Origin of the sequence: Paracoccus sp. N5, assembly GCF_000371965.1 — a bacterium.
In the GTDB taxonomy this organism is placed as follows: domain Bacteria; phylum Pseudomonadota; class Alphaproteobacteria; order Rhodobacterales; family Rhodobacteraceae; genus Paracoccus.
In genome coordinates, this window is the sequence record NZ_AQUO01000001.1 from 2,704,594 (window position 1) to 2,723,408 (window position 18,815).

The 18,815-nt window shown below is 65.5% G+C and carries 15 protein-coding genes; 11 read left to right on the forward strand and 4 right to left on the reverse strand.

Features of this window, described 5'->3' with window-relative positions; all coding sequences use genetic code 11:
- Positions 1-64: 64 nt before the first annotated feature.
- Positions 65-1,063, reverse strand: a complete 999-nt coding sequence (gene hemB / locus PARN5_RS0113670; RefSeq protein WP_018000336.1) for a porphobilinogen synthase — start codon at positions 1,061-1,063, stop codon at positions 65-67.
- Positions 1,064-1,276: 213 nt separating this feature from the next.
- Here hemB and PARN5_RS0113675 point away from each other — a divergent pair, with 213 nt between their 5' ends.
- Both PARN5_RS0113675 and mfd read left to right on the forward strand, forming a co-directional pair.
- Positions 1,277-1,843, forward strand: coding sequence for a hypothetical protein (locus PARN5_RS0113675; RefSeq protein ID WP_018000337.1), 567 nt, complete (start codon positions 1,277-1,279; stop codon positions 1,841-1,843).
- A gap of 41 nt (positions 1,844-1,884) precedes the next feature.
- Positions 1,885-5,349 (forward strand): transcription-repair coupling factor, encoded by a 3,465-nt coding sequence (mfd, locus tag PARN5_RS0113680; RefSeq protein WP_018000338.1) that lies wholly within the window; start codon positions 1,885-1,887, stop codon positions 5,347-5,349.
- A 4-nt stretch (positions 5,350-5,353) separates the two neighbouring features.
- On the opposite strand, the gene hisH is transcribed toward mfd, so the two are convergent.
- Together hisH and hisB are read right to left on the reverse strand one after the other, a co-directional pair.
- Positions 5,354-5,983, reverse strand: a complete 630-nt coding sequence (hisH, locus tag PARN5_RS0113685; protein WP_018000339.1) for an imidazole glycerol phosphate synthase subunit HisH — start codon at positions 5,981-5,983, stop codon at positions 5,354-5,356.
- Positions 5,983-6,570 (reverse strand): imidazoleglycerol-phosphate dehydratase HisB, encoded by a 588-nt coding sequence (gene hisB / locus PARN5_RS0113690; RefSeq protein ID WP_018000340.1) that lies wholly within the window; start codon positions 6,568-6,570, stop codon positions 5,983-5,985. Before hisB ends, hisH begins: the two co-directional genes overlap by 1 nt.
- Before the next feature lie 167 nt (positions 6,571-6,737).
- Here hisB and PARN5_RS0113695 point away from each other — a divergent pair, with 167 nt between their 5' ends.
- The 9 genes from PARN5_RS0113695 to carB all read left to right on the forward strand — a co-directional run bounded on the left by PARN5_RS0113695 (position 6,738) and on the right by carB (position 16,344).
- A complete protein-coding gene (locus PARN5_RS0113695; protein WP_018000341.1) occupies positions 6,738-7,214 on the forward strand; it encodes a hypothetical protein in 477 nt (158 codons plus the stop codon).
- A 3-nt stretch (positions 7,215-7,217) separates the two neighbouring features.
- Complete coding sequence (locus tag PARN5_RS0113700; protein WP_018000342.1) at positions 7,218-7,580, forward strand: cell division protein ZapA; 363 nt, start codon at positions 7,218-7,220, stop codon at positions 7,578-7,580.
- 547 nt (positions 7,581-8,127) lie between these two features.
- Positions 8,128-9,099: a sulfate ABC transporter substrate-binding protein gene (locus PARN5_RS0113705; RefSeq protein WP_085999857.1), complete on the forward strand. Its 972-nt coding sequence runs from the start codon at positions 8,128-8,130 to the stop codon at positions 9,097-9,099.
- 3 nt (positions 9,100-9,102) lie between these two features.
- On the forward strand, positions 9,103-9,939 hold the full coding sequence (cysT, locus tag PARN5_RS0113710) for a sulfate ABC transporter permease subunit CysT (protein WP_018000344.1): 837 nt from the start codon (positions 9,103-9,105) through the stop codon (positions 9,937-9,939).
- The gene (gene cysW / locus PARN5_RS0113715) at positions 9,932-10,798 is read left to right on the forward strand and encodes a sulfate ABC transporter permease subunit CysW (RefSeq protein ID WP_018000345.1); all 867 of its coding nucleotides are present in this window, start codon (positions 9,932-9,934) and stop codon (positions 10,796-10,798) included. Before cysT ends, cysW begins: the two co-directional genes overlap by 8 nt.
- A gap of 9 nt (positions 10,799-10,807) precedes the next feature.
- Positions 10,808-11,527 carry a sulfate ABC transporter ATP-binding protein gene (gene cysA / locus PARN5_RS22160; RefSeq protein WP_018000346.1) on the forward strand — a complete coding sequence of 240 codons (720 nt, stop codon included), beginning with the start codon at positions 10,808-10,810 and terminating at the stop codon, positions 11,525-11,527.
- A 72-nt stretch (positions 11,528-11,599) separates the two neighbouring features.
- A complete protein-coding gene (locus PARN5_RS0113725; RefSeq protein WP_018000347.1) occupies positions 11,600-12,169 on the forward strand; it encodes a hypothetical protein in 570 nt (189 codons plus the stop codon).
- Positions 12,170-12,301: 132 nt separating this feature from the next.
- The gene (locus PARN5_RS0113730; protein WP_018000348.1) at positions 12,302-12,823 is read left to right on the forward strand and encodes a TIGR00645 family protein; all 522 of its coding nucleotides are present in this window, start codon (positions 12,302-12,304) and stop codon (positions 12,821-12,823) included.
- Between the two features lie 188 nt (positions 12,824-13,011).
- Entirely contained in the window at positions 13,012-16,344 is a 3,333-nt protein-coding gene (gene carB, locus PARN5_RS0113735; RefSeq protein ID WP_018000349.1) for a carbamoyl-phosphate synthase large subunit, read from the forward strand.
- 62 nt (positions 16,345-16,406) lie between these two features.
- Here carB and PARN5_RS23565 read toward each other — a convergent pair whose 3' ends face one another.
- Positions 16,407-18,812 (reverse strand): protein kinase, encoded by a 2,406-nt coding sequence (locus tag PARN5_RS23565; RefSeq protein ID WP_081614971.1) that lies wholly within the window; start codon positions 18,810-18,812, stop codon positions 16,407-16,409.
- Between the last annotated feature and the right edge of the window lie 3 nt (positions 18,813-18,815).

An 18,815-nucleotide genomic window follows, 5' to 3' on the forward strand; every position in this document is an offset into this window, starting at 1 on the left:
CCCTCGTTCCTGAACGGCGGTTGCGCCGCCCGTTAAGCCCGCGATGATAAAGGCGAATGCCGCCTCATGCCAGCCTTTCGGCGACCTGCGGCGCGTAATAGGTCAGGATGCCGTCGCAGCCGGCGCGGCGGAAGGCGAGCAGGCTTTCGACGACCACGTCGCGCGACAGCCAGCCGTTGCGGATCGCGCCCTCGAGCATCGCGTATTCGCCGCTGACCTGATAGGCGAAGGTCGGCGCCGCGAACTGGTCGCGCACCATGCGGCAGATGTCCAGATAGGGCATGCCGGGCTTGACCATGACCATGTCGGCGCCCTCGGAAAGGTCGCGGGCGACGCAGCGCATGGCCTCGTCGCGGTTGGCCGGGTTGATCTGATAGGTCTTCTTGTCGCCGACCAGCCGTCCCGAGGCGCCGACGGCATCGCGGAACGGCCCGTAGAAGCCCGAGGCATATTTCGCCGCATAGGACAGGATCGCCACGTCCTTGTGGCCGTGCGACTCGAGCAGCCCGCGCAGCGCGCCGATGCGCCCGTCCATCATGTCCGAGGGGCCGAGGATATCCGCCCCCGCCTCGGCCTGGACCAGCGCCATGCGGCCAAGCGCCTCGACCGTCTCGTCGTTCAGGATCACGCCGTCCCGCACGATCCCGTCATGGCCGTTGGCGTTATAGGGATCGAGCGCGATGTCGGTCATCACCGCCAGGTCCGGTGCCACCTCCTTGATGGCGCGGATGGCGCGGTTGCCAATGTTTTCCGGGTCCCAGGCGCGCTCGCAACTCTCGGTCTTCTGGTCCGGGTCGGAATGCGGAAAGATGCAGATCGCCGGGATGTTCAGCCGCAACGCGGTTTCGGCCGCGCGCTTCGCGCCGTCCAGCGTCAGCCGCTCGACCCCGGGCATCGAGGGGATCTCGCCCGCGCCGCCCTCGATCTCGGTCACGAAGATCGGCCAGATCAGGTTCGCCGGCGTCAGGTTGACCTCGGTGGTCAGCGCGCGCAGCGCCGGGGTGCGGCGCAGGCGGCGCAGGCGGGTCATCGGGAAGGGGGCGACGATCGGGGTCGGGGACATGGCGGCCTCTCGCATGGCTTGGCTCGGGCGGGAAACTGCACCCGGGGCGCCCGCTGTGCAACCCCCGTGGCCCTGGGCGCGGTCGGGATTTCGGGTATTTGGAAAACGGTGAGCATGTGCGGGCAGGGCCGGGCGGTGCGGAAAATCCCGGTTTCCCTTTCGGTTGCGCGCGGTTAGTTTGCCCCTCGCGCAGTTTGCACGAGGGAGATTTGCGTGCCCGGAGCCGAGGCCATCCTCGCCCTGCTGGACAGCCGGTCCTTCGGCTCGATCTGGTTCTGGGTGATCCTGACGCTGGCCTGGACCCTGGCCGGCCGCCGCAGCCTGGGCGTGCCCTCGGACGTAATCGCGGCGGCCGGCCGCACCGCACCGGGGCCCGAGGACGATCCGGCGGCGCTGGCGCTGCTGGACTGGCTGTCCCTGACCCTGCCGCGCTGGCAGCTTGGCCCGCGCGAGGGGGCGGTGCTGCTGGGTGCCGGCGCCTTTCTGACCAGCACGCTCATGGTGCTGGGCTTCGGCTATGGGCTGGAGATGGCGCAGGCGCTGGTGCTGCTGATCCTGCCCTTTGCCGGTCTGTTCGCGCTGGACCTGCGGCTGGCGCGCCGGCTGGGTGCGGTGCTGGCCCGGGCCGAGGTCGGCCAGCCGGTGAACGAGGCCGGGGCCGAGGCGGCGCGGCTTCTGCGCCACCACCGCCGGGTCGGGCTGGCGATCTCGGTCCTGTCGGTGGCGGCGACGGCGTTTTACGGCGCGGTCTGGATGATCGCGCATCCCTTCGGCTTCTAGCCGGGCTTGACTCTGCCCGCGCCGGCTTTACCTCACGGGCCATGTCAGCGCATCCCGAACACCTGATCCTTTCCGGCGCGCCCGAGGGCATGGACGCCGCCCTGGTCGCGCGCGAACTGTCGCGCGGCCAGCCCGTCATCCACATCGCCCGCGACGACCGCCGCATGGCGGCGATGCGCGCCGCGCTGGGGTTCTTCGCCCCGCAGGCCGTGGTGCTGGAATTCCCGGCCTGGGACACCACGCCCTATGACCGCGTCTCGCCCGCCGGGGGCGTGATGGCCGCGCGCATGGCGGTGCTGACGGCCCTGGCGCATGGCGCGCTGAAGGGGCCCTTTATCCTGCTGACCACGCTTTCGGCCGCCATGCAGCGGGTGCCGCCGCGCGCGGCGCTGCGCGGGGCCAGTTTCTCGGCCACCGTGGGCAACCGCATGGACGAGGGGGCCTTGCGCGCCTATCTGGCCCGCATGGGCTTTTCGCAATCGCCCACCGTGACCGAGCCCGGCGATTTCGCCGTGCGCGGCGGCATCATCGACATCTATCCGCCGGGCGATTCGGGGCCGATCCGGCTGGATATGTTCGGCGACGTGCTGGAGGGCGCGCGGCGTTTCGACGTGGAATCACAGCGTTCCACCGAAAAGCTCGATCACGTCGAGCTGGCGCCCATGTCCGAGGTGATCCTGGACGAAGCCGCGATCACCCGCTTCCGCCAGAACTACCGTGCCGAATATGGCGCCGCCGCGAACGACCCGCTCTATGAGGGCATCAGCGCCGGGCGCAAGATGGCCGGGATGGAGCATTGGCTGCCCTGGTTCCACGCCGGGCTGGAGAGCCTCTTCGACTATCTGCCCGGCGCCTCTGTGGTGGCGGACGACCACCTGGACCAGGTCCGCGACGCGCGCGCGCATACCATTGCCGAGCAATTCGAGGCCCGGCGCGAGGCGCTGGCCCGCAAGGGGGGCACCGATACGGTCTATCGCCCGGTGCCGCCGTCCGAGATGTTCCCCGACGAGGCCGAGTGGAAGCGCTGGCTTGCCGCGCATCGCCTGCTGCGGCTCTCGGTGCTGCCGCAGCCGCCCGGGCCGGGTGTGCTGGATGCGGGCGGCCGGGTCGGGCGCAATTTCGCGCCCGAGCGGCAGGCCGAAAAGGGAAACTTATTCAAGTCCCTGTCGGAGCATATTCGAAAACTTCAAGCCACGCATCGCGTCGTGGTCGCCAGCTTCTCCGAAGGTGCCCGCGAACGCCTGGCCGGGCTGATCGCCGACGAGGGGGTGCAGGGCGCAAAGCCCATCGCCGATCTGCGCGACCTGCCGGCTGCGCCCGGCGCGCTGGGGCTGGCGGTCTGGCCGCTGGAAGAGGGCTTTGTCTCGGACGGCGCGGCGACCGGGCCGCTGGCGGTGATCTCGGAACAGGACGTGCTGGGCGACCGGCTGATCCGGGGTGCCAGGCGCAGGCGCAAGGCCGAGAATTTCCTGCGCGACACCACGACCCTGACCCCCGGCGACCTGGTGGTGCATGTCGAGCATGGCATTGGCCGCTATACCGGCCTCGAGACCGTGATGGCGCTGAAGGTGCCGCATGACTGCGTCGCCATCGAATATGCCGGCGGCGACCGGCTGTATCTGCCGGTGGAAAACATCGAGCTGCTCAGCCGCTATGGCCATGAGGAAGGCTTGCTCGACAAGCTGGGCGGCGGGGCCTGGCAGGCGCGGAAAGCGCGGCTCAAGGAACGCATCAAGCTGATCGCCGACAAGCTGATGCGCGTCGCGGCCGAACGCCTGCTGCGTCCCGCCCCGGTGCTGGAGCCCGAGCATCACGAGGTCGAAAGTTTCGCCGCCCGCTTCCCCTATACCGAAACCGAGGACCAGGCGGCGGCGATCTCGGACGTGGCCGAGGACCTGGCCGCCGGCCGCCCCATGGACCGGCTGGTGGTGGGCGACGTGGGCTTCGGCAAGACCGAGGTCGCCATGCGCGCGGCCTTCATCGCCGCCAGCCAGGGCCGTCAGGTCGCGGTGGTGGCGCCGACCACGCTGCTGGCGCGGCAGCATTTCCGCACCTTTGCCGAGCGCTTCCGCGGCACGGCGATCAACGTCCGGCCGCTGTCGCGCTTCGTCTCGGCCAAGGACGCGGCCGAGACCCGCAAGGGCCTGGCCGAGGGCACCGTGGACATCGTCGTCGGCACCCATGCGGTGCTGGCGAAACAGGTGCGCTTCAAGACCCTCGGCCTGCTGATCGTCGATGAAGAGCAGCATTTCGGCGTCGGCCACAAGGAGCGGCTGAAGGAACTGCGCAGCGACATCCATGTCCTGACCCTGACCGCGACGCCGATCCCGCGCACGCTGCAACTGTCGCTGACCGGGGTGCGGGACCTGTCGATCATCGGCACGCCGCCGGTGGACCGGCTCTCGATCCGCACCTATGTCAGCGAGTTCGACAGCGTGACCATCCGCGAGGCGCTTTTGCGCGAGAAATATCGCGGCGGGCAGAGCTTCTTCGTCGTGCCGCGCCTGTCGGACCTGCCCGAGGTCGAGGAATGGCTGAAGGAACACGTCCCCGAGGTCTCGACCATCGTCGCCCATGGCCAGCTCGCGGCGGGCGATCTGGATAGCCGCATGAATGCCTTCTACGACCGTGGCGCCGATGTGCTGCTGGCGACGACCATCGTCGAATCCGGCCTGGATATTCCTACCGCGAACACCATGGTGGTCTGGCGCGCCGATATGTTCGGCCTGGCGCAGCTCTATCAGATCAGGGGCAGGGTGGGCCGGTCCAAGACGCGGGCCTATTGCTACCTCACCACCAAGCCGCGGGTGCCGCTGACGCCGCAGGCGATGCGGCGGCTGAAGTTCCTGGGCGCCATCGACAGCCTGGGCGCCGGCTTCAACCTGGCCTCGCAGGACCTCGACCTGCGCGGGGCGGGCAACCTTCTGGGCGAGGAGCAGTCCGGCCATATCAAGGAGGTCGGCTTCGAGCTTTACCAGCAGATGCTGGAGGAGACGATCGCCAAGCTGAAATCCGGCGAGATCGAGGGCACGCCCGAGGACGAATGGGCGCCGCAGCTGAACCTGGGCGTGCCGGTGACGATTCCCGAAAGCTATGTGCCGGATCTGGACGTGCGGCTGGGGCTTTATCGTCGGCTGGCCGAACTGACGACCAAGGTCGAGCTCGAGGGCTTCGCCGCCGAGCTGATCGACCGTTTCGGCCCGCTGCCGCGCGAGGTGAACACGCTTTTGCTGGTCATCCGCATCAAGGCGATGGCGAAGCGGGCGAATATCTCGAAACTGGACGCCGGGCCCAAGGGGGTGACGATCCAGTTCCACGGCGACAAGTTCCCGAACCCGGCCGGGCTGGTCGAATTCATCCACGACCAGCGCGGCCAGGCCAAGGTCACCGACAACAGGATCGTGGTGCTGCGCGACTGGTCGGGCGACGCCGACCGCATCAAGGGCGCCTTTGCCATCGCCAAGGACCTGGCCGCCAAGATCAAGGAGGGTCGGGCCAGGGCCTGACCCTTCAGGGCTGCCAGCGCAGGAAATTGGCGATGATGCGCAGGCCCACGTCCTGCGATTTCTCGGGGTGGAACTGGGTGCCGACGATATTGCCCTTGCCGACCACCGCCGTCACCGGCCCGCCGTAATCCGCCGTCGCCAGCAGATGCGCGGGATCCGCGACGCGGAACTGCCAGCTGTGCACGAAATAGGCGTGATCGCCCGAGCGGATGCCGTCGAGCAGCGGATGCGGGCGCAGCACCGTCAGGTCGTTCCAGCCCATATGCGGCACCTTCAGTCCCGGCGCGTCGATGGCGTCGATCTGGCCGCCGATCCAGCCCAGGCCGGGGGTGTCGCGATATTCGTGGCCGATCTCGGCCAGCATCTGCATGCCGACGCAGATGCCCATGAAGGGCACGGCGCGGGTCAGCACCGCCTCGGTCAGCGCCTCGACCATGCCAGGCACGGCCTCGAGCGCCGCCTTGCAGGCCGGGAAGGCCCCGTCGCCCGGCAGCACGATGCGGTCGGCCGCGCGCACGACCGCCGGGTCGGAGGTCACCACCACCTCGGCCCCGGCCTCGCGGCCCATCAGCGCGAAGGCCTTTTCGGCGGAATGCAGGTTGCCGCTGTCGTAATCGACCAGGGCGACGCGCATCACAGCGCGCCCTTGGTCGAGGGCAGCACGCCCGCCATGCGCGGATCGGGCTCGACCGCCTCGCGCAGGGCGCGGGCCACGGCCTTGAAGGCGGCCTCGGCGATGTGATGCGAATTCAGCCCGTGGATGCGGTCGACATGCAGGGTGATCCCGCCATGGGTAGACAGCGCCTGGAAGAATTCGCGCACCAGCTCGCAATCGAAGGTGCCGATCTTTTCGGTCGGGAAGGCGACGTTCCAGACCAGATAGGCCCGGCCCGACAGATCCAGCGCCGCCGCGACCTGGGCGTCGTCCATCGCCAGGTGGAAGCGGCCATAGCGGCGGATGCCCGTCTTGTCGCCCAAGGCGCGCACCAGAGCCTGGCCCAGGGCGATGCCGGTATCCTCGACCGTGTGGTGGTCGTCGATATGCAGGTCGCCCTTGGCCCGCACCGTCAGGTCGATCAGCGAATGCCGCGACAGCTGGTCGAGCATGTGGTCGAAGAAGCCGACGCCGGTCTGGTTGTCGTAGCGGCCGCTGCCGTCCAGGTCGATCTCGACCTCGATCCGGGTCTCGGCCGTGTCGCGGGTGATCTTTGCGCGGCGCATCTTCTCTCCTCATGAAAGGCTCGCCGCCTTATAGGGCGGGCGGGGGCGGCTGAAAAGCCGGGGCTTTGGGCGGGTCGCCGCGCGGCCCCGGGCCGGCGTTCTTGTCATATCGGCGGCGGGGTGCCAAAACGGGGCAAGCGGACAAGCGCCTGAAAGGATCCTGGCCGATGAGAGACGAGCTGACTGCCAGCGAGAAGCGGCTGACCGCCGCCCTGGACCGCATCGACCGGTTGATCGACCGCGCCGCTGCCGCCGGTGGCGAGGCGCCCTCGGCCGATACCCGCGCCGAGAACCAGCGCCTGTCGCAGGAACTGGCGGCGCTGCACGAGCGCCAGGCCGCGACGCTCTCTGCCTGCGAGGCGCGGCTGGCCGAGGCGCATCAGCGCCTGGTGGCGGCCGGGCAGGAGGCGGCGCGGCTCTCGGCCGCCAACGAGGCGCTGGCCGCGGCCAATCGCGCGCTGATCGAGGCCGCCGGCCTGCCCCGGGACGAGGCGCTTGCGGCGCTGGAGGCCGAGGTCGAGGCGCTGCGCGCCGCCCGCGCCGCCGAGATGGCGCAGATGGGCGACATCATCGACACGCTGGACCGCATGGCCGGGGAAGCCGCCGCGCCGGAGACCGCGGACCTGGACGGGGAAAGGGGCTGAGCCATGGCCGAAGTCGAATTCTCGATCGGGCACAAGAGTTACACGCTGTCCTGCCAGGAGGGCGAGGAGCGGCTGCTGAAGCGTGCCGCCGCGCTGCTGGACGGCGAGGCGCAGGTGATCCTGACCCAGGCCGGCCGCATGCCCGAGCCGCGGCTCTTGCTGCTGGCCGGGCTGATGCTCGCCGACCGCATGACGGCGCTGGAGGATCGCGCCGCCTCGGCCGAGCGCGAGCTGGCGCGGCTGAAGGCCAATCCGCAGCGGGTCGAGGTGCCGGTGGTGCCCGAAAGCCTGCGCGAGGGCATGGCCGAGCTTGCCGCCCGCGCCGAGGCCCTGGCGCAGAAGGCCGAGGACCAGCTTCCGGGCTGACCGCGGGCGTCGCGGTCGCAGAGGTATTTGAACAACAGAGAAAGCCGATGCCGGCGTTCAGGCGGCCCGCCAGCGGCGCGGGTGCCGGGGGGTATCTGGAGAACGGAAAGCAGCTGAGGCCGGGCCCCTGGGTCCGGCCTTGGTCGTTTCTGTCCGGCCGCGAGGCGCTGCGGAAAAGCCGCCGATTCCGCTTTGGCGCCGATCCGTCCTGATCGAGAAATATCGGCGGATCCCGGCGCATGTCAACATAATCATTTGATTTATAATAATAATAAAAAACGATGGGTGAACACGTCTTTTTTCTTGAAATAAACGACAAACCCTGTCGTTATTACGGGGCATGAAGGCCCCGGCGGGGCATCGAAGGAGGGAAGGCATCATGATCCGCACCATTCGCGTGACCGACAGCCAGCTGGCCCATGGCCGGGTGATCCGTCGCCACCTGGACGGCCGCCTGACGGTCGAGGACGGCACCAAGCGCATGACCGGCTATCCGCTGCAGGCCGGCTTCTGGGATCGTTGCCTGAGCCTGCCCTTGCGCCGCGTGATGTCGGTGGCGCTGACCGTGACCGCGCTGGGCCTTTCCGGCCAGGTCCAGGCCGAAAGCCTGCTCAACGTCAGCTACGACCCGACGCGCGAGCTGTATCGCGAGGTGAACGCCGCCTTCGCCGCGAAATGGCAGGCCGACGGCCATCCGGCGGCGCAGATCGAGACCTCGCATGGCGGCTCGGGCGCGCAGGCGCGCTCGGTCATCGACGGGCTCAGGGCGCAGGTGGTGACGCTGGCGCTGGCCTCGGACATCGACAAGATCGCCGAAAAGGGGCTGCTGCCCGAGGACTGGCAGTCGCGCCTGCCGCATAACAGTTCGCCCTATACCTCGACCATCGTCTTCCTGGTGCGCGAGGGCAATCCGAAGGGCATCCAGGATTGGGGCGACCTGGTCAAGGAGGGGGTCGAGGTGATCACCCCGAACCCCAAGACCTCGGGCGGGGCGCGCTGGAACTATCTCGCCGCCTGGGCCTGGGCGCAGAAGAACGGCCAGGATCCCAAGGCTTTCGTGACCGAACTGTTCAAGCACGTCCCGGTGCTGGACAGCGGCGCGCGCGGCTCGACCACGACCTTCACCCAGCGCGAGATCGGCGACGTGCTGCTGGCCTGGGAGAACGAGGCCTATCTGGCGCTGAGCGAACTGGGCGAGGATCAGTTCGACATCGTCGTGCCCTCGGTCTCGATCCTGGCCGAGCCGCCGGTCGCGGTGGTGGACGGCAACATCGGCGGCGACGAGCAGAAGGCGCTGGCCGATGCCTATCTGGGCTTCCTCTATTCGCCCGAGGGGCAGGCGCTGGCCTTCAAGCACTATTACCGCGCCTGGGATGCCAGCGCCGCCAATCCCGAGGATGTGGCGCGTTTCCCCAAGCTCGACCTGGTGACCATCGCCGATTTCGGCGGCTGGAAGCAGGCCCAGCCCGAGCATTTCGGCGACGGCGGCACCTTCGACCAGATCTATTCCGGGAAATAGGCGATGCAGGCGCTGCGCATCCAGAAATCCCCCATGCCCGGCTTTGCGCTGGGCATGGGGATCACGCTGACCATGCTGTCGCTGATCGTCATCCTGCCGGTCGGCGCGCTGCTGGCCCAGGGCGCGAGCTATGGCGCAGAGGGTATTTGGAAAACGGTGAATACGCCGCGGGTCTGGGCGGCGCTTTACCTGTCGTTCCGGCTGGCGTTTTTCGCCGCGCTGTTCAACCTGGTCTTCGGCACGCTGCTGGCCTGGGTGCTGGCGCGCTATGAGTTTCCCGGCCGGCGGCTGGTCGATGCGATGGTGGACCTGCCCTTTGCCCTGCCGACGGCGGTGGCGGGCATCGCGCTGACCGCGCTTTACGCCCCGAACGGCGTCTTCGGCAGCCTCGCCAAGGCGCTGGGCGGCAAGGTCGCCTATACGCAATGGGGTATCCTGATCGCGCTGGTCTTCGTCGGCCTGCCCTTCGTCACCCGCACCGTGCAGCCGGTGATCGCCGAGATCGAGCGCGAGGTCGAGGAGGCCAGCGCCACCCTGGGCGCCAGCCGGTTCTGCACGCTGCATCGGGTGATCCTGCCGATGCTGATGCCGGCCGCGCTGACCGGCTTCGCGCTGTCGCTGGCCCGCGCGGTCGGCGAATACGGCTCGGTCATCTTCATCGCCGGCAACCTGCCGCTGAAGACCGAGATCGCGCCGCTGCTGATCGTCATCAAGCTGGAGGAATTCGATTACAACGGTGCGGCGGCCATCGGCATCGCCATGCTGCTGATCTCGTTCACCATGCTTCTGGCCATCAACCTGATCCAGATCTGGAGCCGCCGGAGGATTGGCCATGTCTGACACGCAAGCCCCCGCCCGCTGGCGCCCGGTGACCGAGGAAAGCCGCCCGGCCCGCGTCGCGCTGATCGCCGTGGCCCTGGTCGGCCTTGGCATCCTGGTGCTGGCGCCGCTGGCCGTGGTCTTTGCCGAGGCCCTGGCCAAGGGTGCGGGCGCCGCCCTCGCCTCGCTGGGGAACCGCGACGCGCAATCGGCGATCCGGCTGACGCTCCTGGTCGCGGCCATCGCCGTGCCGCTGAACGCGGTCTTCGGCATCGCCGCCGCCTGGACCATCACCAAGTTCGACTTTCGCGGCAAGGCCTTCCTGATCACGCTGATCGACCTGCCGTTTTCCATCTCGCCGGTGGTGGCGGGGCTGGCGCTGGTGCTGCTGTTCGGCACGAACAGCCTGATCGGCGGCTGGCTGGTCGCGCAGGGCTTTCCGATCATCTTCGCGCTGCCGGGGATCGTCCTGGCCTCGGTCTTCGTCACCTTCCCCTTCGTCGCGCGCGAGCTGATCCCGGTGATGATCGAGCAGGGCCGGGCCGAGGAGGAGGCGGCGCTGACGCTGGGCGCCTCGGGCTGGCGGGTGTTCCTGACCGTGACGCTGCCCAACATCAAATGGGCGCTGCTTTACGGAGTGCTCTTGTGCAACGCCCGCGCCATGGGCGAGTTCGGCGCCGTGGCCGTGGTCTCGGGCAAGATCCGCGGCGTCACCGCCACCATGCCGATCACCATCGAGATGATGTATAACGAATATCTTTCGGTGGCGGCCTTTTCGCTGGCTGCCGTGCTGGCGGCGCTGGGCCTGCTGACGCTGGCGCTGAAGTCCGTGCTGGAATGGCGCCACGCCGACCAGCTTGCCGCAACCCGCAGATATTGAGGTGTTCCGATGCATATCGAGATCGACGAGATCGCCAAGGAATTCGGCGCCACCACGGCGCTGAGGCCGGTCAGCCTGGCCATCCCCTCGGGGGCGCTGGTGGCGCTTCTGGGGCCCTCGGGCTCGGGCAAGACCACGCTTCTGCGCATCCTGGGCGGGCTGGAGTTCCCGAGTTCCGGCCGGGTGCTGTTCGACGGCCAGGACGCGACCGGCATGACCGTGCAGGAACGGCGCGCAGGCTTCGTGTTCCAGAGCTATGCGCTGTTCAAGCACATGACGGTGTTCGAGAACATCGCCTATGGGCTGCGCGCCCGCCCGCGCGCCTCGCGCCCGCCCGAGGCCGAGATCCAGCGCCGGGTGTCGAAGCTTCTGGACCTGATCCAGCTGCCGCAGATCGCCAGGCGCTTCCCGAGCCAGCTGTCGGGCGGCCAGCGCCAGCGCGTCGCCCTGGCGCGCGCGCTGGCCATCGAGCCGCGCATGCTGCTCTTGGACGAGCCCTTCGGCGCGCTCGACGCCCGCGTGCGCAAGGAACTGCGCCAGGGGTTGCGCGAGATCCACGACACCACCGGCCTGACCACGGTCTTCGTCACCCATGACCAGGACGAGGCCATGGAGCTGGCCGACCTGGTGGTGGTGATGTCCATGGGCCGGATCGAGCAGATCGGCCGGCCGCATGACATCCGCGCCCGCCCGGCGACGCCCTTCGTGCGCGAGTTCATCGCGGCGTGACGCGCATCGGCCTTTCCCCTCCGTGCCTTGCCGGTTAGCATCCGGCCAGGCGCGGCAGCAAGGGACGGGTCGATGGAAGCCTATGGCCATCTGCGGGTTCTGGTCAGCATGATCCTGGGGCTGGCCATCACCCGCGTGCTTTCGGGCCTGTCGCGCCGCATCCAGCAGCCGGCCCGGACCGAGGGCATGGCGGCGCAGATCGTCTGGGCCTTCGTGCTGCTGACCGGGGCGGTGCATTTCTGGTGGTGGGAATTCGCCCTGCGCCGGGTCGAAAGCTGGCATTTCGGCATCTATGTCTTCGTGCTGGCCTATACCTCGCTCTTCTTCCTGATGGCGACGCTGATCTTTCCCGACGGCAATACCGACCATGCCGAGACCGAGGCCTTCTTCATGCGCCGCCGGCGCGGCTTCTACGGGCTGTTCGCGCTGTCCTTCGCCTTCGATCTCTTCGATACCGCGCTGAAGGGCCGCGACTATCTGGCGGCCCTGGGCTGGGAATACCCGCTGCGGCTGGTGCTGGGCGTGCTGGCCGCCGCCCTGGCGCTGCGGGCCCGCGGGCCGCGGCAGGTCATGGCGGTGGGGCTGGCCTGGCTGGTCTATGACCTGCTGTGGATATTGCGCCATTACGACAGCCTGGACTGACCTGCGGCACCGGCCCGGCCGCAAGGGTATTTGCGAAGCGAAGAAGCCATTCCGGCCGCGCGGATGCAGGCAGGGGGTTTTCGCCGCGCTGCGGCGTGACTAGATCGGCTGCAACGCATGACGAGGGATGACATGGAACACCTGATCGAACGCAGTCTTTTCGCCAGCCGCTGGCTGATGGCGCCGATGTATGTCGGCCTGTCGCTGTCGCTTCTGTTGCTGCTCTGGGTCTTTGGCCTGGAGTTCTGGCATCTCGTGCAGATCCTGCCGGTGATGACCGTGAACGACGCGGTGCTGGGGGTGCTGGCGCTGATCGACCTGAGCCTGGCGGCGAACCTGCTGCTGATCGTGATCTTTTCCGGCTACGAGAATTTCGTCAGCCGCATGAACCTGAGCGAACACGAGGACCGGCCGGAATGGCAGGGCGAGGTCGATTTCTCGGGGCTGAAGCTGAAGCTGGTGGCCTCGATCGTGGCGATCTCCGGCATCCACCTGCTGAAGGTGTTCATGGATGTCGGCAAATATGCCCCCGACCAGATCCGCTGGATGGTGGTGATCCACCTGGTCTTCGTCGTCTCGGGCGTGCTGCTGGCGGCGATGGACTGGATCTCGAACCATGGCAAGGGGCTGAAGAAGCGCGCGCCCAAGGCGTGACGCATCCGCCCGGTGGCCCGGCCGCAGGGGTATTTGGACAACAGAGAAGGCCAGGGGCGGCGCGTCGGGGCGGCGCCCCTTTCGCCTGCCGCGGATTTTTGGCCGGGCGGCGGTGCGGACCCTTGCGCCTTGGCCCGCCACGGCTATAACCCCGGACGATTTATCAGCCGCAAGCCCGAGGGACCGCCATGCCGAAGAGAACCGATATCAAGTCCATCCTGATCATCGGCGCCGGGCCCATCGTCATCGGCCAGGCCTGCGAATTCGACTATTCCGGCGCCCAGGCCTGCAAGGCGCTGCGCGAAGAGGGTTATCGGGTCATCCTGGTGAACTCGAACCCCGCCACGATCATGACCGATCCCGAGATGGCCGATGCCACCTATATCGAGCCGATCACGCCCGAGGTGGTGGAAAAGATCATCGCCAAGGAACGGCCCGACGCGCTGCTGCCGACCATGGGCGGGCAGACCGGCCTGAACACGGCCTTGGCGCTGGCCGACATGGGCGTGCTGAACCGCTATGGCGTCGAGCTGATCGGCGCGCAGCGCGCCGCCATCGAGATGGCCGAGGACCGCAAGCTGTTCCGCGAGGCCATGGACCGCATCGGGTTGGAAAACCCGCGCGCCACCATCGTCGCGGCGCCGAAGCTGGCGAGCGGCAAGTATGACATCGCCGCGGGGATCGCCCAGGCCATGGTCGACCTGGAGGAGATCGGCCTGCCGGCGATCATCCGCCCGGCCTTCACCCTGGGCGGCACCGGCGGCGGCGTCGCCTATAACCGCGACGATTACGAGCGCATCGTGCGCTCGGGGCTGGAGGCCTCGCCGGTGGCGCAGGTGCTGGTGGACGAGAGCCTGCTGGGCTGGAAGGAATACGAGTTCGAGGTGGTGCGCGACCGCGCCGACAATGCCATCATCGTCTGCTCGATCGAGAACGTCGATCCGATGGGCGTGCATACCGGCGATTCCATCACCGTCGCCCCGGCGCTGACCCTGACCGACCGCGAATATCAGCGCATGCGCAACGGCTCGATTGCCGTCTTGCGCGAGATCGGGGTGGAGACCGGCGGCTCGAACGTGCAATGGGCGGTCAATCCCAAGGACGGCCGCATGGTGGTGATCGAGATGAACCCGCGCGTGTCGCGGAGCTCGGCGCTGGCCTCGAAGGCGACCGGCTTCCCCATCGCCAAGATCGCGGCCAAGCTGGCGGTGGGCTATACGCTGGACGAGTTGGACAACGACATCACCAAGGTGACGCCGGCCTCGTTCGAGCCTTCCATCGACTATGTCGTGACCAAGATCCCGCGCTTTGCCTTCGAGAAGTTTCCGGGCAGCAAGCCCGAGCTGACCACGGCGATGAAATCCGTGGGCGAGGTCATGGCCATCGGCCGCAGCTTCCACGAATCGCTGCAAAAGGCCCTGGCCTCGATGGAGAACGGGCTGACCGGGCTTGACGACATCGAGATCCCCGGTGCGCCGGACAAGGCCGCCGTGGTCAAGGCGATCAGCGCCCAGACCCCCGACCGGCTGCGCCTGATCGCCCAGGCCATGCGCCACGGCCTGAGCGACGACGAGATCCAGCACGCCACCGCCTTCGACCCCTGGTTCCTGGCGCGTCTGCGCGAGATCGTCGAGGCCGAGAATGCCGTGCGCGCGGGCGGGCTGCCCCAGGATGCCGAGGGCCTGCGCCGGCTGAAGATGATGGGCTTCACCGACGCCCGGCTGGCGGCCCTGACCGGCGCCGGCGAGAAAGTCGTGCGCGAGGCGCGCCGCGCCCATGACTTGCACCCGGTCTTCAAGCGCATCGACACCTGCGCCGCCGAGTTCGAGGCCCAGACGCCCTATATGTATTCGACCTACGAAGCCCCGGCGATGGGCGATGTCGAAAACGAGGCCCGGCCCAGCGACCGCAAGAAGGTGGTGATCCTGGGCGGCGGCCCGAACCGCATCGGCCAGGGCATCGAGTTCGACTATTGCTGCTGCCACGCCTGTTTCGCGCTGACCAAGGCCGGCTATGAAACGATCATGGTCAACTGCAACCCCGAGACGGTCTCGACCGATTACGACACCTCGGATCGCCTCTATTTCGAGCCGCTGACCCTGGAGCACGTGCTGGAGATCCTGCGCATCGAGCAGGAAAACGGCACGCTGCACGGCGTCATCGTCCAGTTCGGCGGCCAGACGCCCTTGAAGCTGGCGAACGCGCTGGAGGAGGAGGGCATCCCGATCCTCGGCACCACGCCCGACGCCATCGACCTGGCCGAGGACCGCGAGCGCTTCCAGAAGCTGCTCAATGACCTGGGCCTGAAGCAGCCGATCAACGGCATCGCCCATTCCGACGCCGAGGCCATCGAGATCGCCGAGCGGATCGGCTTCCCGCTGGTCATCCGCCCCTCCTATGTGCTGGGCGGCCGCGCCATGGAGATCGTGCGCGACATGGACCAGCTCAACCGCTACATCCGCGAGGCGGTCAAGGTCTCGGGCGACAGCCCGGTGCTGCTCGACAGCTACCTCTCGGGCGCCATCGAGGTCGATGTCGACGCGCTTTCCGACGGCATGACCGTCCACGTCGCCGGCATCATGGAGCATATCGAGGAAGCCGGCGTCCATTCCGGCGACAGCGCCTGTTCGCTGCCGCCGCACACGCTCGACCCCGCCACCATCGCCGAGCTGAAGGTCCAGACCGTCGCCATGGCCCGCGCCCTGAACGTCGTCGGGCTGATGAACGTGCAATTCGCGTTGAAGGACGGCGCGATCTACGTGCTCGAGGTCAACCCGCGCGCCAGCCGCACCGTGCCCTTCGTCGCCAAGGCCACCGACAGCGCCATCGCCTCGATCGCAGCCAGGCTGATGGCGGGCGAGCCGATGGCGAACTTCCCGGCGCGGGCCGCCTATCCCGAGGGCGTCGGCCCCGAGGACAGCCTGCCCTTCGCCGACCCGCTGACGCTCGCGGACCCGAACACGCCCTGGTTCTCGGTCAAGGAGGCGGTGCTGCCCTTCGCCCGCTTCCCCGGCGTCGACACGCTCCTGGGCCCCGAGATGCGCTCGACCGGCGAGGTCATGGGCTGGGACCGCAACTTCGCCCGCGCCTTCCTCAAGGCGCAGATGGGGGCAGGGACCACGCTGCCCTCCGAGGGCCTGGTCTTCATCTCGGTCCGCGACGCCGACAAGTCCGAGGCCCTGGCCCAGGCCGCCCGCGACCTGACCGCGATGGGTTTTGCGCTGGTTGCGACCAATGGCACGGCGCGTTTCCTGCGCGAGGCCGGTGTCCAGACCGAGCTGGTCAACAAGGTTTACGAAGGCCGCCCGAACATCGTGGACCGGCTGAAAAACGGCGAGATCGTGATGGTGCTGAACACGACCGAAGGCGCGCAAGCCATCGCCGACTCGCGCGAGATCCGCGCCGTCGCGCTGAACGACAAGATCCCGTATTACACCACGGCCGCGGGGAGCATCGCAGCCGTGGCGGCGATCAAGTCGCGGGGGGAAGGCGAGGTCGGGGTGCGGGCCTTGCAGGCTTGACACCCAAATTATATCTATTGAAGGGCTACTCGTCGAGTAGCCCTTCGTCCCTCTAAATAGTGCTAAATGTCGCCCATCAGGCGCGTTACGATATCTTTGGTATGGTTAAAGAAGCCATTTGCGTCATCGACGATAAGCTTATGTTTTATGCGAGCGGCAATGGACCTGCTGTGGTGACCGCCACCCTCCTCCACTTCCCACCCAAAGTCTCGCAGTTGCTGCTTAACGTTGGATGAAAGGTCTCCGAGCTTTCCGCCAAAATTCTTCCTGTCAATGCCATCATCTCGCTGTCTCATCCAGTTCAGGCAGATTTGCTGTCCCCTGTGTTGATAGGATAACGACAACTCTATTTGGCGCGGCGTCTTAACGATCCCTTTGAGATCTCTTTCGTCCCAAGAGTAATCATACCCGATCATTGCTAGAGATTTTTCTACTAGAATGTCCGGATCAACAGCGCCCCACTGCTCTTTTTCCGCAAGTACAATCACCTCTAGATCTGTGACTACACTCCTAAGGTCCGGCCTGTGCTCTGGGTCGACCTTCGTCATTCTGAGCAGGAGTCGAGCTATTCTTGAGCGGATGAGTTCGTCATGAAGTCGCGATCCGACTTTTCTTCTCAGATACTCTTCCCACCCCTGTAGTTTGGCACCGCCTTCGGGTGGCGGGGCCTCAGAAATAAGATAAAGAAGAACCATTCCTAACATGTAAATGTCAGTTTTTGTTGAGCGTGGAGTGTCGGAATTCTGAAAACTGCGCTGCTCTGGTGCATAATATCCCACCTCATCCGCAGAAACGGACTTGGTGTTTCCAACGCTAAGTTTATGCCATGACATGTCGAAATTGATAAACCGGATGGCGGCGTTTTGAAAATCAATAGCATCACATCCAGCATAAGCGCCCTCAAGTAAGATGTTCTTGGGCTTTAGGTCTCTGTGAAGAACTGTGGCCTCGGAGCTGTGGCATACCATTAGCGAGCGAGAGATTTTAATGAACGTTTCTAACCAGCATTCCCTTATGATGTTGGGTGAGGAGGATACCATCTCAGATAGAGATGTTCCATTAATATTCTCCATTCCCACAGAGAGCGGAATATTGGTGTGGAATAGGAACTTCGGCGCTATAGATTGATTTGTCTTATTTAGCTGGTAAAGAGACTCAATTCCGCGCCGAAAGCTTTCTCTTTCAATAGGGTCTTTGTAGGCTTGTGCGCTAAGAGTTTTCACGGCGCACATTGTAGAGCCGTCTTCCTCCAATGCTAACCAAACGTTTGATGAGTTTGATGAGCTAACGCCAGTGCTGATTGATACGCGATCTAGTTTGCTATAGGGGGCGGTGTTCCCAACGATAGATGTCAGTTCGATTGGAATGGCATACTCGCGTACGAACCCGGCTATTTGATTTCCGTTGAAGCCATGCTGCTGGCCGAGATACTCTATGCGCTGATCAAGTTTTGCTCTGGCGCCGAGCGGATCGGTGGTCGCTAGGTGGATGATTTCGTGGGCGCTAGGGAAATCGCGCTCTGAAAACTCTTTTCGACTTGGAAGAATTGCCGGCTGGTCAAGGGATTTGAAAGATTCTATTTCGTCTAGGATCGAACAGATAACGGTGCTGTGTGCGTAATTGCCTGATCCGGACATTTCTGGGGAGTAGCTTATTGTGCGGACGCCCATTCGTTGAGCCCACGCGTAGTTATCTGAATTAATATTGGGGGTTAGCCAGTAGTGGTCTTGAAGTAAGCCGGATTTTGAAATTTCTTCGATGACTGGAGATATGGCAGCGTCTCTAATATTTACCCCTACAAATACGATAATGTAGTTCTCGAAAATATGTCTGAGAAAAGTCGAGTAAGCCCCGCCGCGCATACTTGTAAAAAGTCGCTGACGCTCGCCCAAGTTCATTACCCAAGTTGTTCTTTGATTGTAAATACCGTGCAAGTTTAATACTACGGGGTAGTTGCGGGAAAAATATGATCTGCTGTCAACAACGCTAGTTCCAGGAAACTCGAAGAGTTGGGGCGCGTTTTGGCCGAAAACTTCGTTGTAAGCTCTGCTCAAGAGCCCGTCGATATTTAAGGTTAATGCCTGACCGACGTTTCTCATGCGCCAGATTCGTCTGTAAACGCTTGGGATTTCGCACTGTGTTATCCGGTCGTGGGAAAATATGTCTTCTAAATAATCCTCATAGAGCTGCTTCCAGTTGCTTCCTACGCAGCCAAAAAGCTCCCAAAACTGACCGTTTTCATAAAATTGCTGCGCTGAATTAAAATGGTCGAGTAGCTCGCCGCTTAGTGCCGAGGATGGAGTGGAGGCATCTAGGCTGGAGAGTAGGCCTTTTGCTAGCGACTGCCAACTCGGCAGGCCGACCTCCGAGCTCGATCCTGCTCCCACAAAAAACACCGTTCTTCGTGATGCCTCAGAATAGCTCTTTTTAAGTCTTTTCAAGTTTGGCTGCTGGGGATCGTAAGGCATTGG

Coding starts and splice junctions, on each gene's coding strand:
- carB (WP_018000349.1), top strand. CDS start 13,012: ATGCCGAAGAGAACCGATATCAAGTCCATCCTGATCATCGGCGCCGGG.
- PARN5_RS0113725 (WP_018000347.1), top strand. CDS start 11,600: ATGGAAGCCTATGGCCATCTGCGGGTTCTGGTCAGCATGATCCTGGGG.
- PARN5_RS0113730 (WP_018000348.1), top strand. CDS start 12,302: ATGGAACACCTGATCGAACGCAGTCTTTTCGCCAGCCGCTGGCTGATG.
- hisB (WP_018000340.1), bottom strand. CDS start 6,570: ATGCGCCGCGCAAAGATCACCCGCGACACGGCCGAGACCCGGATCGAG.
- PARN5_RS23565 (WP_081614971.1), bottom strand. CDS start 18,812: ATGCCTTACGATCCCCAGCAGCCAAACTTGAAAAGACTTAAAAAGAGC.
- PARN5_RS0113700 (WP_018000342.1), top strand. CDS start 7,218: ATGGCCGAAGTCGAATTCTCGATCGGGCACAAGAGTTACACGCTGTCC.
- cysW (WP_018000345.1), top strand. CDS start 9,932: ATGTCTGACACGCAAGCCCCCGCCCGCTGGCGCCCGGTGACCGAGGAA.
- mfd (WP_018000338.1), top strand. CDS start 1,885: ATGTCAGCGCATCCCGAACACCTGATCCTTTCCGGCGCGCCCGAGGGC.
- cysT (WP_018000344.1), top strand. CDS start 9,103: ATGCAGGCGCTGCGCATCCAGAAATCCCCCATGCCCGGCTTTGCGCTG.
- PARN5_RS0113695 (WP_018000341.1), top strand. CDS start 6,738: ATGAGAGACGAGCTGACTGCCAGCGAGAAGCGGCTGACCGCCGCCCTG.
- hisH (WP_018000339.1), bottom strand. CDS start 5,983: ATGCGCGTCGCCCTGGTCGATTACGACAGCGGCAACCTGCATTCCGCC.
- cysA (WP_018000346.1), top strand. CDS start 10,808: ATGCATATCGAGATCGACGAGATCGCCAAGGAATTCGGCGCCACCACG.
- PARN5_RS0113705 (WP_085999857.1), top strand. CDS start 8,128: ATGTCGGTGGCGCTGACCGTGACCGCGCTGGGCCTTTCCGGCCAGGTC.
- hemB (WP_018000336.1), bottom strand. CDS start 1,063: ATGTCCCCGACCCCGATCGTCGCCCCCTTCCCGATGACCCGCCTGCGC.